Raw genomic sequence first — 15,513 nt, forward strand, 5'->3', positions numbered from 1 at the left:
TACAAAAAAAAGAGAGGCACAAGGGCCTCTCTTATACTCAGTTCCAAACTTAATCCTGATAATTGTCAGTCGAGGCCGCCGGGAATGTTTGCAACGCGTTCTACTTCGGCGGCTTTTTTCTTGTTTTTGCCGAGACGTAGGACGTGAACGAAATCAGGGTCATAAAGTTTACTGTCGATAAAGTCTTTGTCATCTGCCAGTACGTGCCCAACAAGAATCAAGGCCGTACGAGTAATTTTGGCTTCGCGTGCCTTTTCACGGACGTCTTTCAAGGTACAGCGAATGATTAACTCATCGGGCCAGGTCACGCGGTAAGCTATAACTACAGGACAATCTTCACCGTAATGCGGGATCAGAGTTTCCTGTACGTGTTTCAGGTTACGTACGGAGAGATGGATCGCAAGCGTTGCACCAGATTTTCCGAAGGTATCGAGGTCTTCATTGTTGGGCATACCTGAGGACTTCATAGAGGTCCGGGTCAGGATGATGGACTGGCTGACTTCTGGCAGGGTCAGCTCTTTCTGGATTACAGCTGATGCGGCAGCATAGGCAGAAACACCCGGCACAACTTCGTAATCGATGCCGTGCTGATCAAGGCGACGCATTTGCTCGGCAACCGACCCATAGAGACACGGATCACCAGAGTGAACACGGGCAACGTCTTTGCCTTGCTTGTGAGCTTCGATCATATCATCAATGATCTCGTCCAGATTCATCGGCGCGGTGTCTTTGATCAATGCTCCTTCGGGTGCAAAGTCGATAACACCTTCGGGCACCAAAGATCCGGCATAGAGACAAACAGGGCTTTTCGCGATCAGATCTCGGCCACGGATGGTGATGAGATCAGGCGCGCCAGGTCCGGCACCAATAAAATAAACGGTCATGCTGCGGTTTCCTCGTTAATTTGTTTTACTTCGCCGGTCTCATCGAAATTCTCGTAGAGGTGCGCTTTTTTTTCATAGCCGCGCGGGGTGTAAACCCAGCAGGTGCCGTCTGATTTTTCAATCTTACGAGACGTCGAAGATCCCACTAGAACTACGGTCAACATATCAACCTGATCCGGCGTCAACTCATCAAGACGCAACACCGTCATGCTTTCGCCTTCACGGCCCAAGTTACGACCTAGCATAACAGGCGTATCCGCCGGGCGGTGCTGGAGCAAAATTTCTACGGCTGTTGCCAACTGTTTGGTCCGACGACGGGATACTGGATTATAGAACGCAATAACGAAGTCGCCTTGAGCGGCAGCGTTAAGGCGCTTTTCAATCGCTTCCCAAGGGGTCAGAAGATCAGACAGTGAGATGGTACAGAAATCATGGCCAAGGGGTGCACCAATACGCGCAGATGCACCTTGCAGGGCAGAAATTCCCGGCGTGACTTTGATATCCACCCGGTTCCAGTCCGCGCGTTCACCCCGATCAAGAAGCTCAAAAGTCAACGCCGCCATGGCATAAATACCGGGATCACCGGAGCAAACCAGCGCCACGGAACGACCCTCGGCAGCAAGGTTTAATGCGATACGAACACGCATTTCTTCTTCGCCCAATTCATACCCGTGGCGGTCTTTTCCTTCTGCCAGCGGGCCGAGCAAATCAAGATAGAGATGGTAACCAACGAGATCAGTCACACCGCGGACAACACGATCAACTTCCGGCGCACGCCAACACTGATCACCGGGGCCAAGACCAACAACGAAGAGCTTTCCGCGTGCTTGACCCAAAGTAGATGTTTCAATGACATTCGACGATTGACCAATCGCACAGGTCGCACGTTTGGATTTGTTTTTGGCAACGAGAAGCTTGCCCTCTGAACCAACTGCTGTCAGCGCAGATCCTTCGGACACACCATGACAACCGACTTCTGCAAAGACGATGTCTGATGGTGTTTTTAAACGCGGTGTTTGTTCTTCAAGTTCCGCCGCAGCAAAGAAACGCGCGGGCACATCCAGTTCAGCCGCAAGCGCTTGAACCGCGGTTTCGTCTGCCTTCACATCAATGGAGAAAACGCCCGCAACAGCTTTAGGCGACAGGCCTTCAATCTTCAATGTTTCATGAACCAGTGTTGATAGCTCTTGTGCGTCGGCATTGCGTTCACAACCAACGCCCAGAGAAAGGGTCGCAGGGTGGAGAACAAGTTCGGTCTTGGAACCTGCAACGGCTTTTTCAGTGACCGTAAGGGTCAACGCACCATTATCAGAAATCGGTAGATTACCCGCTTTTACCCATTCGGCTTCGCCGTTCAGTTTGACTGACGCTCCAGCCAATACCGCCGCGATAAAATCTTTGTAATCACCAGGATTACCAAGCTTCCAACCCGCAGGAGGATTATCGAGCGCGATGCCAAAGCGATTATCGGAAGCCGTTGTGATCGAGGCTGATACTTCAAGCTTTTCGCTCAAGACCTTTGCCAAATCATTGGCCCCGTGATGGCCACCCAAAAGAGGCACCACGGCAGAGCCGTTTTCAGCAACAGCAAGAACAGGAGGCTCGGCACGTTTATCAGCTAGTAAAGGTGACAAGCCGCGGATCAAAACACCAGCAGCACAGATACCGACGATCGCGCGACCTTCTCGGAACAAGGATTGGAGATGGGTGATAGTTTCATCAAAGGAGACGTCCACGCCTTCAACACGTCCAGTGCGACCATGAACTTCACCAGCACCAAAGGCGTCACGAAGTCTGGTGGCAAGTTTGGCGCCTTCTGCAGTGAGAGCAACAAAGGCGGGAGAGTGATCAAATTTTTGGGTCATTACAGTGTCCAGGCCTCACCACGTTTGTGGACCAATATCATTGAAAAATAAGGCGCTTTGGCATCGCCAACTTCGCTTAGCGGCATAACTTTCTGATTTTCCATGGTCGCGCGTTCCACATAACGGGCGCAGTCAACCAGATCCAGTTCTTCGAGAATGTTTCGGATTTTCTCAAAATGGCGACCAACCTTGATGATCGCTGCGGCCTGCACGTTGCGCAGGCGTTGCTTCATAATATCGGCGTCAACGGGCCCGGGGATGATGGTCATGACATCATTACGCGCCGCTAAAGGAGCACCAACCATAGCAGAACAGGCCATAAGAGAAGAAACGCCGGGAACGACTTCAACTTCGTAACCTTCCATCATGCGCCCAAACAAGTACATGAAAGAGCCATAGAAGAAGGGATCACCCTCGCAAAGAACAACGACGTCCTGACCCGCATCAAGAAACTCGGCGATATCCTTGGCCGCTTTGTCATAAACATCCTGTGCCGGGAAACGTTCGGTCACCATCGGAATACGGATAGGATATTCAGTCTGCCCGCCGGGAAGATGCTCGGCCACAATGGAACGTGCCAAGCTATCGCCAACATCAGGTGCTGGGTAGGCAAGGACCGGAGCACCTTGGATCAAACGCAGAGCTTTTAAAGTCAAAAGTTCAGGATCACCGGGACCAATCCCGACACCGTATAATTTACCCGTCATATCTTTTCGTCACTACATACTGTGTTACAGGCATGGCTGGCCGCCAGCCATGATAAGGCCCAATAGGAGAAGCATGGCTTACCGAAATCCGGTTCAGCTCTCCACCTACTTTTTTATGCCATTCAGAAAGTTTGCTCTCACCTTCAAGCGTTACAACATTTGCCACAAAGCGACCACCCGGTTTCAAAACTGCCCAACACCGATCAAACAAATCGTCCGATGTTGCGCCACCACCGACAAAAATAGCATCAGGGCGATCGCCTTCTTTTGCGAATTCATCCAAAGCTTCGGGAATGGTTTTCTCTTTGATGGAAAGATACGGCGTCCCGAGTGCTTGCGCATTAGCCGCGATCATCGACACCCGATCTGGTTGGCGCTCTACTGCTATAGCTTTTGCCCCGCGTGCAGAACGCATCCATTCAATCGAGACTGATCCGCAACCAGCGCCAAGATCCCAAAGCATTTGCCCCGGCAAGGGCACAAGCGCTGCCAAAGTAGCACTTCGGATAATCCTCTTGGTCAATTGCCCGTCATGCACAAAGGCATCATCTGGCAAGCCTGGCGTGACGGGGAGAACATCAGCTCTGTGAGTTGGGATACATTCCACCGCAATGGTATTGAGATCAGCGCCAACAGGATGACTCCAGCAATAGGCAACGCCTTCAACGATACGCTCTTTGGTTCCGCCCATATGCTCAAGCACTGTAATCTTGCTATCACCAAAACCACGGTCAGTTAAAAGATCGGCGACCTCATTTGGGGTTTTTGCATTCTCGCTGAGCATCAACAATCGAGCGTCCGGCTGAATGTGACTATGCATCAAACTTAGAGGGCGTCCATGTAACGTGAACAGATCCACATCCATCATCGCCCACCCAAGACGAGCACATGCCAAAGAATAAGATGAAATTCCCGGAACCACATACATTTCTTCGGGTGGCAGCCGCTTCGCAAAAGTCGCCCCTACGCCAAAGCACATGGGATCACCTGAGGCGAGAATACAAATTTTTTCACCGCGACGTGCTAAAATTTTGTCCACCATTGCAGAAAAAGGCGTTCCCCAAACGATCTGTTCGCGTTTATCATCTTTTGAAAAACTAAACATAGAGAGATGACGTTCACCACCTACCAACACAGTCGCTTGATCAAGAAGAGACCGCGCAACAGGCGTCAGACTATCTAGCCCTTCTTCTCCGATACCAAGTATTGTCAGCCAGGCAGTATCACTCATTGGTTATCCTTTGCCACAGCATTTAAAGCCGCCGACGCGATCGCGGAACCACCCCGGCGTCCTCGTAAAGTCATAAAGGGCACACCAATGTCCGCTTCAATCAACGCTTCCTTTGATTCCGCAGCACCGACAAACCCCACCGGAAATCCGAGTATCGCTGCGGGCTTCGGTGCACCGGCATGCAGAACCTCAAGAAGCCTGAACAAAGCCGTGGGCGCGTTACCGATAACAACAACAGCGCCTTCCAGATGCTCTTTCCACAATTCTACAGCGGCGGCAGATCGGGTATTACCAATTTCTTTTGCAATCTCGGGAACACGCGCATCAATCAGTGGGCAGAGGATTTCATTATCGGCGGGCAAACGGTTGCGAATAATACCATCGCGTGCCATCCGACAGTCGACAATAATCTTTGCTCCCGCCTTTAAAGCTTCGCGACCTTTGATAGCAACATCATTACTCCACGCCAATTCATCTACGGCTTCAGGCATACCGCAGGCATGAATAACACGCACAGCAATATCAGCAATATCAGCAGGCATCGACCCAAAATCAGCAGCAGCTTTTATCTGTGCAAAAGATTGGCGGTAGATCTCTTGTGGATCTCGAATGTAATCATATTCAACCGTCATGGAGCATCCCGTCATACTGCTTTTAAGAGTTGGATTCGTCCTTAGCCATCGTTACCGGACCAAGCGGGTGGTCCGCGTGTGGATAAGGATGGTGATGATGATCATCATGCGAATGTCCATGACCATGATCGTGAGAATGGCTGTGGTCATGGCTGTGATCATGGCTGTGGTCATGAGCTTTCGCATCACCTGTACCGATACCTTCAACGTGATGGTGATGGCTTTCTTGTGGTAAGCCAATTTCAGCCTCAAACCCAAGAACCTGCTCCCTGTATTTGCAGAGTTTGCAGTTCATAACATTCTCGCCGTCGAGAATTTCTTGTACCCTATCAGCAAAAGCATCAAGAACCTGAGGGTGATCAGAAAGATAGGGTGCTTTTACAAAATCAATTTCAGGGTGACGTTCAGCAACCACATCGGTGTAATCATAAATTCGTTTCACCAAAATCCCTGTGAACAGGAAATATGGGAAAACGATAATACGCTTATATCCTAGTTTGGATGCATGTTCTAAACCGGGTTCAACCAATGGGAAGGTCACCCCAGAATAACAAACTTCGCCCCAGCCAAAGCCGAAACCTTCCCAAAGAAGGCGCATAACTTTATTCACGTTGGAATTGGCATCCGGATCAGATGCACCGCGACCAACCACCATCAACATGGTTTCGCTAAGTGGCATTTCTCCAATAGTTTTATTGGCAACATCAACAGCTTCTTGAATGCGCGCAGCAGCCGCTTTGATAAGCTTCGTATCAATACCCAACTCACGACCGTACTCAATCTTCATACCTGGATTTTGGGCCTCATAGGTGCGAAGAACAGAAGGAATATCATTTTTGGCATGGCCTGCTGCGAAAAGCATCCCAGGAATCGCCAATACCAAATCGTGACCTGATTCACGGAGATTATCCAACCCTGTACGTATAATCGGGGTCGCAAACTCCAGAAAACCGCTATCAACTTCATATTGAGGCAAGCGCTCACGAATACCACGAGCAACAGAGGCAAACTCATGAACGGCGCCTTCATCACGGCTGCCATGTCCACAAACCATTACACCAATTTTAGGACCATTCTCGGCCATTATACTCACCTCATCCATATATTTTTAGCAACAGAGCGGCGTTACTATGATAGTCTTTATACACAATCTCGCATACGAGTACTTGACCTGTAACAAGAGTACTAACATTCTCGCGCCATGTTGATGTCGTATTTGGTCCAAGAACCGCTTTTTTTACCAATCCTAACGCTGATCACCGCAATTCTTATCGATATTGTGATCGGTGATCCGGCTTGGTTATATCGCTATATCCCTCACCCCGTCGTCGTGATCGGCAAAGCCATAGAGCTTGGTGAAACCTGGTTAAATCGCTCAAAAGACATCCGTATCACGAAGATCTTTCTTGGCGCTGTTTTAACACTTAGCATCATCTCTTTGACCTCTGCTCTCGGTCTTATACTCTCGCGTACGTTGGGGCAAGTCTCTCATGGCTGGATCATCGAATCCATTCTTGCATCCAGCCTGATTGCCTATCGCGGATTGGGCACAGCAGTCGCTAATGTTGCCAAAGAGTTAGCCCATGGCTTAACTGAAGGGCGTGCAGCCATTAGCCACCTCGTTGGCCGCGATCCCGAAAGTTTGAACGAAGCCGGAATTTGCCGTGCTGCTATAGAAAGCATGGCAGAGAACTTTTCAGATGGTGTGGTGGCCCCCGTTTTTTGGTTCACCCTTTTCGGCCTCCCCGGACTTTGTGCCTATAAGGCCATCAATACATTGGATAGCATGATCGGTCATAGAAACGACCGCTATGAAGCCTTTGGAAAATTTGCAGCCCGACTAGATGATCTCGTCAACCTGATCCCCGCTAGGCTGGCTGGATTGTTTTATGTTCTTGCGGCTCTATTTGTACCAGGAGCGTCTTGTATACGAGGTTTAAAAGTCATGCTGCGAGATGCAGGACAACATCGCTCTCCGAATGCTGGCTGGCAAGAAGCCGCCGTAGCAGGCGCCCTCGGCTTTGCCCTCGCAGGACCAAGGACCTATCCAGGATATACAGTGGATGATCCTTGGATGGGTGAAGGCGGACGAAGCGATCTGACCTCAAGAGACGTTTATCAAGCCTTGAAGCTTTACATCTGTGCAGGTATTTGGATGCTCGGAGCTTTGGGAATCTTATTTTTCATTCCAGATGCAGTTCAGCGTTTTATATAAACGACTTCACCAAACCACTGATCGACAACGCCATCAAAAGTGTTAAAACCACGTAACGATAGTGGGTAGCAGAACTACGTTGAAAGATTTTATTGCCGACGTATATGCCAAATATAACAGGGACAATCAAAAGAACCGAACGTGCAAGTGTTACCTGATCCACGAGCCCGGCAAAAAACAATGCGCCTGTGCCATAAGCATCAAGAAACAGAAAATAAAGATTCAATGTTGCCCTAACCGCTTCAGCGGGGAGAGCTGCAGCCATCATGTATATCGCAACAGGTAAGCCACCAAGAGACGCCGCACCATTAGCGACACCAGATATCAGTCCAACAGAAAGATTTTTTGGAGTACTTTCTTTTAATCGAAAATGGCGCCCAAAAAACAGCACCAAACTTGCTGTTAATACTGCAATAGAAATAATAATCCGGAGAGGATCTGCGGGCACAAATTTCAGTAGTAAAACGCCCAGCGGCACACCAATCGCAGCACCGACAAGCAACCATCGCAATAAAGACCAGTGGATCGCCGACCAAGTCATTCTAGCCATAACAAGGCTCGACAACATCTCAAGCAAGAGAGCTATTGGCACAACCTCTTTTGGCAAGAGCACAAGGGTCATGGATGTCACAATCAGAGCAGATAGTCCAAATCCAGCAAAGCCACGGCACAGCCCCGCTATAAGACCACAAACCAACACATAAAATAGGTCGATGCGATCAAGCTGGACCTGTTCAATTAGTAATTCCAAAAATATTTCCCCCAGATCCTCAAATTAACGACGGCGCTTTTCAAGCCGTTGGTCGGACCAGCTGAACCACTTCCTTGACCACTGCATAATCTTGATACCCCAACCGCGCTAATGGCTGCATCTTGGTGGCATCGACCATACCATCGGTTAAATACGCTTCTTCAATGTGTATTCCGAGAACCTCGCCCAACACCAAAGTGTAGTGTTCCCCCGCATCATTCTCAGGAAGATCAACGGTTTTAAAGAGCTTGCACTCAAAGTGGACAGGTGCCCCCTTGACCCGATATGGTTTAATGAAGTTACACGATAACTTTTCCAAGCCAGCAGCCTCAAATTCATCCACGTCAGCCGGCGCAGGTTTCGAGCTTTCATTCATGGCCGTGCGCTGTTCCCAGGACACCAGATTAAAAACAAACTCTTTAGTTTCCAAAATATTCTGTAACGTATCCTTTACACCTTCTTCCCGACTATCAGGGGCAATACCCACCCCGATAATCGCAGGATCATCTGAAAAAGCATTGAAAAAGCTATAGGGAGCGAGATTACATATTCCTTCAGCCGATTGAGTGGAAATCCAGGCGATCGGTCGTGGCAGAACACACGCTTTGAAAGGATTATATGACAAGCCCTGCTCCTGGTGCTTACCGGGAATAATAAACATAAAACAACTCCGAATCTCTTCAAAACACTCGATTTTGAAGGTAATTATGACACTGATAGAATAAGACTTTCAGGCACAAATCTAAAGCTTTGTTTTGAAGAATACTTCATTTGGGGCGCGTCGTTTAAGAAATATGAAAAAGTTAAAGAATTAGCCCTACATTGGGCCTATCGTCATGAAAAAGGTAACCCCGAACCTGTCCTTTAAACAGGTAAAGGGCGGAATAACCGCCCTTTACAATTCTTCACCAAAATTCAGATCTCTTATGCGAAGAACTTAAAATTCAATACCGCGCTGTGCTTTAATATTTTGATCGCGGAAGGGGTGCTTCACCAAAGTCATTTCTGTGACAAGGTCTGCAATTTCGATCATTTCTTCTTTGGCATTACGCCCAGTAACAACGATGTGGAGATCTTCCGGTTTATCCTCGAGGAAATCAATAACCTCCTCAAGATTAAGATGGTCGTACCGTAAAGTAATATTGAGTTCATCCAAAACAATCATATTATATTTGGGGTCATCACCACGGCAAGCATCAATCATTTCTTTTGATTTTGCCCAGGCCTTTTCTGCAGCCGCTATATCTCGGCCGCGATCTTGAGTATCCCAAGTAAAACCTTCCCCGAGAGCATACATATCTACTTGTTCAGGGAATTTTTCGAGAACATATTTTTCACCAGTTTCCCATTTACCTTTCACAAACTGGACAACGCCAATTTTCATGCCGTTACCCACAGCGCGCGTCGCCAAACCAAAAGCCGCTGTCGACTTTCCTTTACCTTTACCGGTATGAACAATAAGCAAGCCTTTTTCATTCACCTTGCTCGACAACATTTTATCACGGGCAGCTTTGCGTTTTCGTGATTTCTCATTCGCCCGATCAAAGTCTGCGGCGGCTTGGTCTTTTTCTGCTTCGCTCATCAATACTCTCCCAAGTCGTATTTAAATTACTTACCTGTTTGCTTAACTTAACCTGTGGCTAACTCTTCCAGTAACGCACGGGCAGAATTTGACCGTGCTTTCCATAAATCTCTATCCTGCGCCTCAATTAAACGTTCCGCCATTTCACGTAACGCCGCAGGGTTATTTTGTTCTAAAAACTCTCGAACCTCAGCATCGTTAAGGTAGGCATCAAAGACGGCATCAAAGTGATGATCTTCAACCACTTTTGCCGTCGCTGCAAAGGCAAAAAGATAATCAACGGTCGCCGCCATCTCAAATGCACCTTTGTAGCCGTGTCGGCGTACCCCATCTATCCATTTAGGATTGACGACCCGTGCCCGAACAACACGAGCGATCTCTTCTTTCAATGTACGGATTTGTGGACTTTCAGGACGAGAGTGATCGTTATGATACACAACAGGTTGATCACCAGATAGATGTCGTACAGCCGCTGTAATACCACCTTCGAATTGATAGTAATCATCCGAATCAAGAAGATCATGCTCGCGGTTATCCTGATTATGAACCACGGCCTCGACATCTCGTAATCTGCTTTCAAACAAGCCGTGTTCTGCTTCCCCACCACTACCGCTGCCATAGGCGTATCCACCCCAGGCAATATAAGCCTTAGCGAGGTCCGCTTCATTTTCCCAACCACGTTCATCGATCAATGCCTGAAGGCCAGCACCATAAGCACCGGGTTTTGAGCCAAAAACACGGTACCCCGCACGTTGAGAGGCCAACTTCTCATCCAAACCTTTTGCTATTAATTCTTGCTTGTCAGCCCTTACGCGCGCAGCCAAGGGGTTCATTTTTTCTATTTCATCATCGAGCGCGGCAACGGCCCGTGCAGCTGAATCAAACAGATCAATTTGAGCCGGAAAAGCATCCCTAAAGAAACCAGAAACCCGAAGGGTCACATCCACACGGGGGCGATCCAGAACAGAGAGCGGCAAGACCTCAAAACCAACCACCCGTCGTGATGTTGGCTCCCATTTAGGTTGTACTCCCATAAGGGCCAAACCTTGAGCAATATCATCACCGCCTGTACGCATATTGGATGTTCCCCAAGCTGAGAGTGCCATACGTTTGGGCCATGCTCCATTTTCCTGACGATACCGTTCAATCATCAAGTTTGCGGATTTCCAACCCAACGTCCAGGCTGCGGGTGTTGGCACCACTCTGGAATCAACCGAGTAAAAATTACGTCCGGTGGGCAAAACATCTGGTCGACCACGCGTTGGCGCTCCTGATGGTCCCGGCTCAACAAACTGTCCATTGAGGCCTCGAAGGGTGCCTTTGATTTCCTCATCCCCGCAAGATTGAACAACAGGCCCCACTTTCTCGTGGATCTCATTAATCACAGCAGCGGTTTCAGGCCACGCGCTACCAACTTCCCGCTCACCTGATACCAGTTTTTGCGCCAGGATTTCGAGACGTTCGACGGTATCCCCCATCGTTCGCCAACTACCTTCGGCAGTTAAAACTTCTGGCTTCGGCCCATCCCACTTATCACCGAAACGGCAATCCAGAGGATCAAAGTCGATTGGAAAATTTAAATCTTTGGCTAGCGAGCGAATCAACGAAGCATCACCGCCCTTCCCCTCGCCACGGGGTAATCTTGTTAGTGCAACAAGTAAATCGTCCAGCAATCGTCCCTCTGGCGCGAGGCCAAAGATATGCAAACCATCCCTGATCTGCATCTCTTTTAATTCACAGAGATAATTATCAAGTTTGGAAAGCGCTGCGTCTTCATCATCATCTTCGATAATGCCGCAATCTTTATCCAGGCCAATGCGCTGAGTTAATTTGAGGATTTCATCGCGCAATACTTTTAAGCGTCTGGGGTCGACACCAGCGGCTTCATAATATTCATCACAAAGCTGTTCCAGATCGGCCAACGGACCGTAGGATTCAGCGCGCGTAAGCGGCGGGGTCAGATGATCTATGATGACGGCTTGGGAACGTCTTTTCGCCTGTGTACCTTCTCCTGGATCATTTACAATGAAGGGATAAAGGTGTGGCATCGGGCCGAAAACCGCTTCGGGAATACACTCTTCGGACAAAGCCAGAGATTTACCCGGCAACCACTCCATGTTTCCATGCTTGCCCATATGAACGATCGCATCGACTTTTTCTTCCTGACGTAACCAGGCATAAAAAGCCAAATAACCGTGTGGCGGCACCAAATCAGGTGAATGGTAGGTATCGACGGGGTTAATGTTATATCCCCGTGCAGGCTGCAAGCCGACAATAACCTTTCCACAATGAAAGGCTGATACAGCAAAAGCCGATTGTTCTGGCATGAAAAAAGGATCGGTTTCCGGTGCACCCCAGCGATCTTCAATGGAGCTCTTAACGGCTTCGGGCAATCCTTCCCAGAACCGCTGATAAGCGTCGCGGGGTATCGTTGACCGTATGATACGTCCATCTACTGCTGCGTTGGTTGGCCCCTCTGCCATTCGTTCGACCAATGCATTACCATCTTCAGGTATATCGGCAACGTCATAGCCCTCACGTGCCATCGCCTTAAGCACCTGAATAGTACCAGCTGGCGTATCCAGCCCCACGCCATTGCCCATCCGACCATCCCGGTTAGGATAGTTGGCCATGATCAAGGCAACTTTTCGCTCAGACGCCTTTGTATTACGTAACTTCAACCACCCCGCCGCAAGCTCCGCAACAAAGTCGATCCGATCCGGCACTTCCTGATAGCTGACAACAGAGCTTTGAGTAACGTCGTCGTACCGTGCTTCAGATTTAAACGACACCGCCCGGGAGAGAACACGCCCGTCCACTTCGGGAAGGGCAACGTTCATGGCGATATCTCGTGCAGATAGACCGTTTAGGCCTTCACGCCACCCCGCTTCGTTCCCCCCGGAAAAGATAACCTGGAGGATCGGCGCATCGACGACATCAAAGGGTGTTTCTTTTCGCGCCGCTCCTGGAGTGGAAATTGCAAACCCCGTCGCGTTAAGAATAACACCCGCATTCGCCCTTGAGAGAAGCGTGCTCACCATTCCTGCCGCAACAGGCTCTTTCAAAGAGGAACAAAATAGCGGAAGAGGATTAATGCCCTTTGCACTTAAGGATTTTATAAGTGCATCTACGGGCGCAAGATTCGCTGATTGCAAAAGAGCACTATAAAAAACAATGGCTGCAACTGGCGCGCCATCGATCCATTCTTTTTTTAAGCATCCGAGATCAGGATTATCCTGTCCGGGCCAATATATACCTGATTTCAAAAGTGGTTTTGGCTCAACCCACTCAAGACTATGCTCAATCAGCGTAGAAATATAACAAAGTAAATTACGAGAATTATCCGGTCCACCATGAATAAAATACTGCCAAATTCGCAGATAGGCCTCGTCCGAAACCGACGAATGTGCTGCGAGTTCTGCGTCAGGCTTGTCATCTCCAGGCAACAGAACCAATGGTATTTTCTTTTGCTGACAAGTCGCCCGAAGTTGTTCAACACCATAAGGCCAATACCCTGCACCGCCAAGTATTCTGGCGACAACGATCTTGGCCTCTGAAATAATATCATCAATATAGAGATCAACGGACATATTGTGAGATAACTGCATCAAATTTGCCAAGCGCAGGCTTGGGTAATCACCCCCGATCACCTGACGTGCTTGAACTAAGCTGGCAAGTTCTGTGTCCGCCGCAGAAACAATGACAATATCGCCTGGTGTCTGCCCAAGATCAATTGCTTCTGAACCATCGGCGATTGCACCCGGTTGTGCTTGTAACAGATGCATGAGGTCTATCTCTTAATTTCTGGCTATTAGCGTTCTAGCCCTTTGATAACTCAAAGGCCGGTGTACGCACACACCGGCCCTTATCCTTCAGTAAATTAAGCTGTAATCGCAGCTCGAATAGCAGCCTCATCCATATCATGATCACCGATCACTACAAGGCGAGTTTTACGCTCAGTATTTTCAGACCATTCCTGATCATAGTAATGTTGGAAACGGCTACCTACCCCTTGAATAACAAGGCGCATATCCTTGTCGGTCACAGCTGCAAATCCTTTCACACGCAAGATATCATGTGCGGCGACAATAGGGAGCAGCTTCGCCACTAAGGCATCTGGATCTGCAATTTCACCGAACTCAACAGCAAAGCTCTCAAAATCATCGTGATCATGTTCATGACCATCATCGTGGTGAGAATGGCGAGAGTCCAAATCATCTTCCGCAGCGGATTCCAGCCCCAACAAAACAGAAGCACTGATTTCACCGTGAGCAATCTTGACTATTTTCACCTGTGGCCGGATTTGCTTGCGAACGGCAGCCAATACCTTATCCATGTCGCCTTCTTCAAGAAGATCGGTTTTGTTGATTACAACCATATCAGCACAGGCAAGTTGTTCTTCAAAAAGCTCTTCGAGAGGACTTTCATGATCCAGATTTTCATCGGCCAAACGATGCTGCTCGATGATTTCTGGATTGGTTGCAAATAAACCGTCAGCAACAGCGCGACCATCGACCAAAGTAATCACACCATCTACAGTTACACGGGTACGGATTTCTGGCCAATTGAAGGCTTTCACCAAAGGCTTTGGCAATGCCAAACCGGAAGTCTCAATGATAATATGATCTGGTGGTGTCTCACGGTTTAGCAGTTTCTCCATCGTCGGTACGAAATCATCCGCGACAGTACAGCAAATACAACCATTTGCGAGTTCCAGGATATCATCGTCCTCACAGCCTTCGATACCACAGCCCTTTACAATATCGCTATCGACACCGAGATCACCAAATTCATTAATGATGAGAGCAAGCCGCTTGCCACCAGCTGTTTTTAAAAGATGCTGAATGGTACTTGTCTTACCCGCACCAAGAAAACCTGTAATCACTGTTGCTGGAATTTTTTTAACTTGAGACATTACGATTTAAATCCTGCGTTATCTTAATTAAATTAGACTCTATTAAATAGACTGTGCGGTCGCAGGTTTGACCTGCATCGGCAACCCTGAAACCATAAATATGACAGATGGAACAGCGGCCGCAATTCGCTGGTGTAAGCGCCCAGCATAATCCCGAAAATCTCTGGACATTTTATCCATGGGCACGATTCCCAATCCAACCTCATTGGAAACTAACACAACGGGACATTCCAGTTCCGACAAAGACGCGACCAATTGTGCACCTTCCACGTCAGGATCTCTTCCCTCCATCATCAAATTAGTCACCCAAAGTGTGAGACAATCCACCAGAATTGTTGCCCCAGGTCGGGCAGCAGTCCTTAAACACTGCACCAATTCAAGAGGTTCTTCGTAGGTACTCCAGCGCCCGTCGCGGCGGCGCTTGTGTTCTACAATTCGATCTTCCATCTCACTATCCCATACCCGCGCAGTGGCTATGTAAAGATAGTCCCCGGGCTGGCTTTCCACCAGTTGTTCGGCATAGCCACTTTTCCCTGAACGCGCTCCGCCAAGAACAAAGCTATTAGTAAGAGGACTAGGGATTTGCGACATGGCTAGATCTTTCACTCTTCAGGCAAGGGCAGTACACCAACTATTCATTGATGTTTTCCCTTTGAACGCAATTTCATGCAAGTCAATTATCAATAAAACAATCGACAGCACTGAGCTTTCCATGCAAATTCACCATGCAA

At 48.6% G+C, this 15,513-nt stretch carries 13 protein-coding genes; 1 reads left to right on the forward strand and 12 read right to left on the reverse strand.

All coding sequences use genetic code 11. From position 1 onward, the window contains the following. Positions 1–65 precede the first annotated feature (65 nt). Genes cobM through ACFSKO_RS00265 form a run of 6 tightly spaced genes read right to left on the reverse strand, consistent with a single transcriptional unit; the run spans position 66 to position 6,403 of the window. The gene (gene cobM, locus ACFSKO_RS00240) at positions 66–884 is read right to left on the reverse strand and encodes a precorrin-4 C(11)-methyltransferase (protein ID WP_380247147.1); all 819 of its coding nucleotides are present in this window, start codon (positions 882–884) and stop codon (positions 66–68) included. Continuing rightward, positions 881–2,749, reverse strand: a complete 1,869-nt coding sequence (gene cobJ, locus ACFSKO_RS00245) for a precorrin-3B C(17)-methyltransferase (RefSeq protein WP_380247149.1) — start codon at positions 2,747–2,749, stop codon at positions 881–883. The genes cobM and cobJ overlap by 4 nt, the downstream gene beginning before the upstream one ends. After that, positions 2,749–3,456: a precorrin-2 C(20)-methyltransferase gene (locus ACFSKO_RS00250; protein ID WP_380247151.1), complete on the reverse strand. Its 708-nt coding sequence runs from the start codon at positions 3,454–3,456 to the stop codon at positions 2,749–2,751. Before ACFSKO_RS00250 ends, cobJ begins: the two co-directional genes overlap by 1 nt. Beyond that, positions 3,446–4,687: a precorrin-6y C5,15-methyltransferase (decarboxylating) subunit CbiE gene (gene cbiE / locus ACFSKO_RS00255; RefSeq protein ID WP_380247153.1), complete on the reverse strand. Its 1,242-nt coding sequence runs from the start codon at positions 4,685–4,687 to the stop codon at positions 3,446–3,448. Before cbiE ends, ACFSKO_RS00250 begins: the two co-directional genes overlap by 11 nt. Next, entirely contained in the window at positions 4,684–5,319 is a 636-nt protein-coding gene (locus ACFSKO_RS00260; RefSeq protein ID WP_380247155.1) for a precorrin-8X methylmutase, read from the reverse strand. Before ACFSKO_RS00260 ends, cbiE begins: the two co-directional genes overlap by 4 nt. Positions 5,320–5,341: 22 nt before the next feature. Next, positions 5,342–6,403 (reverse strand): sirohydrochlorin chelatase, encoded by a 1,062-nt coding sequence (locus tag ACFSKO_RS00265; protein ID WP_380247158.1) that lies wholly within the window; start codon positions 6,401–6,403, stop codon positions 5,342–5,344. 123 nt (positions 6,404–6,526) lie between these two features. Between ACFSKO_RS00265 and cbiB the strand changes: the two genes are divergently transcribed. Continuing rightward, a complete protein-coding gene (gene cbiB, locus ACFSKO_RS00270; protein ID WP_380247160.1) occupies positions 6,527–7,534 on the forward strand; it encodes an adenosylcobinamide-phosphate synthase CbiB in 1,008 nt (335 codons plus the stop codon). Here the strand turns inward: cbiB and ACFSKO_RS00275 are convergent. The 6 genes from ACFSKO_RS00275 to cobU all read right to left on the reverse strand — a co-directional run bounded on the left by ACFSKO_RS00275 (position 7,527) and on the right by cobU (position 15,373). Then, the gene (locus ACFSKO_RS00275) at positions 7,527–8,285 is read right to left on the reverse strand and encodes a sulfite exporter TauE/SafE family protein (RefSeq protein ID WP_380247162.1); all 759 of its coding nucleotides are present in this window, start codon (positions 8,283–8,285) and stop codon (positions 7,527–7,529) included. The two genes, cbiB and ACFSKO_RS00275, sit on opposite strands and share 8 nt — an antisense overlap. A 40-nt stretch (positions 8,286–8,325) precedes the next feature. Continuing rightward, a complete protein-coding gene (locus ACFSKO_RS00280) occupies positions 8,326–8,946 on the reverse strand; it encodes a flavin reductase family protein (RefSeq protein ID WP_380247165.1) in 621 nt (206 codons plus the stop codon). A gap of 276 nt (positions 8,947–9,222) precedes the next feature. Further along, the gene (gene cobO, locus ACFSKO_RS00285) at positions 9,223–9,867 is read right to left on the reverse strand and encodes a cob(I)yrinic acid a,c-diamide adenosyltransferase (RefSeq protein ID WP_380247167.1); all 645 of its coding nucleotides are present in this window, start codon (positions 9,865–9,867) and stop codon (positions 9,223–9,225) included. 47 nt (positions 9,868–9,914) lie between these two features. Then, positions 9,915–13,652, reverse strand: a complete 3,738-nt coding sequence (gene cobN / locus ACFSKO_RS00290) for a cobaltochelatase subunit CobN (RefSeq protein WP_380247169.1) — start codon at positions 13,650–13,652, stop codon at positions 9,915–9,917. 95 nt (positions 13,653–13,747) lie between these two features. Further along, positions 13,748–14,782, reverse strand: coding sequence for a cobalamin biosynthesis protein CobW (gene cobW, locus ACFSKO_RS00295; RefSeq protein WP_380247172.1), 1,035 nt, complete (start codon positions 14,780–14,782; stop codon positions 13,748–13,750). Positions 14,783–14,824: 42 nt separating this feature from the next. Continuing rightward, a complete protein-coding gene (cobU, locus tag ACFSKO_RS00300) occupies positions 14,825–15,373 on the reverse strand; it encodes a bifunctional adenosylcobinamide kinase/adenosylcobinamide-phosphate guanylyltransferase (RefSeq protein WP_380247174.1) in 549 nt (182 codons plus the stop codon). Between the last annotated feature and the right edge of the window lie 140 nt (positions 15,374–15,513).

It is taken from the genome of Kiloniella antarctica (assembly GCF_042682825.1).
Taxonomy (GTDB): Bacteria; Pseudomonadota; Alphaproteobacteria; order Kiloniellales; family Kiloniellaceae; genus Kiloniella; species Kiloniella antarctica.

Excerpts from the sequence above, each read along its gene's own strand:
- ACFSKO_RS00250 (WP_380247151.1), bottom strand. The coding sequence starts at position 3,456 with ATGACGGGTAAATTATACGGTGTCGGGATTGGTCCCGGTGATCCTGAA.
- cobN (WP_380247169.1), bottom strand. The coding sequence starts at position 13,652 with ATGCATCTGTTACAAGCACAACCGGGTGCAATCGCCGATGGTTCAGAA.
- cbiB (WP_380247160.1), top strand. The coding sequence starts at position 6,527 with ATGTCGTATTTGGTCCAAGAACCGCTTTTTTTACCAATCCTAACGCTG.
- ACFSKO_RS00265 (WP_380247158.1), bottom strand. The coding sequence starts at position 6,403 with ATGGCCGAGAATGGTCCTAAAATTGGTGTAATGGTTTGTGGACATGGC.
- ACFSKO_RS00260 (WP_380247155.1), bottom strand. The coding sequence starts at position 5,319 with ATGACGGTTGAATATGATTACATTCGAGATCCACAAGAGATCTACCGC.
- cobJ (WP_380247149.1), bottom strand. The coding sequence starts at position 2,749 with ATGACCCAAAAATTTGATCACTCTCCCGCCTTTGTTGCTCTCACTGCA.
- cobU (WP_380247174.1), bottom strand. The coding sequence starts at position 15,373 with ATGTCGCAAATCCCTAGTCCTCTTACTAATAGCTTTGTTCTTGGCGGA.
- cobO (WP_380247167.1), bottom strand. The coding sequence starts at position 9,867 with ATGAGCGAAGCAGAAAAAGACCAAGCCGCCGCAGACTTTGATCGGGCG.
- cobW (WP_380247172.1), bottom strand. The coding sequence starts at position 14,782 with ATGTCTCAAGTTAAAAAAATTCCAGCAACAGTGATTACAGGTTTTCTT.
- cobM (WP_380247147.1), bottom strand. The coding sequence starts at position 884 with ATGACCGTTTATTTTATTGGTGCCGGACCTGGCGCGCCTGATCTCATC.
- ACFSKO_RS00280 (WP_380247165.1), bottom strand. The coding sequence starts at position 8,946 with ATGTTTATTATTCCCGGTAAGCACCAGGAGCAGGGCTTGTCATATAAT.
- cbiE (WP_380247153.1), bottom strand. The coding sequence starts at position 4,687 with ATGAGTGATACTGCCTGGCTGACAATACTTGGTATCGGAGAAGAAGGG.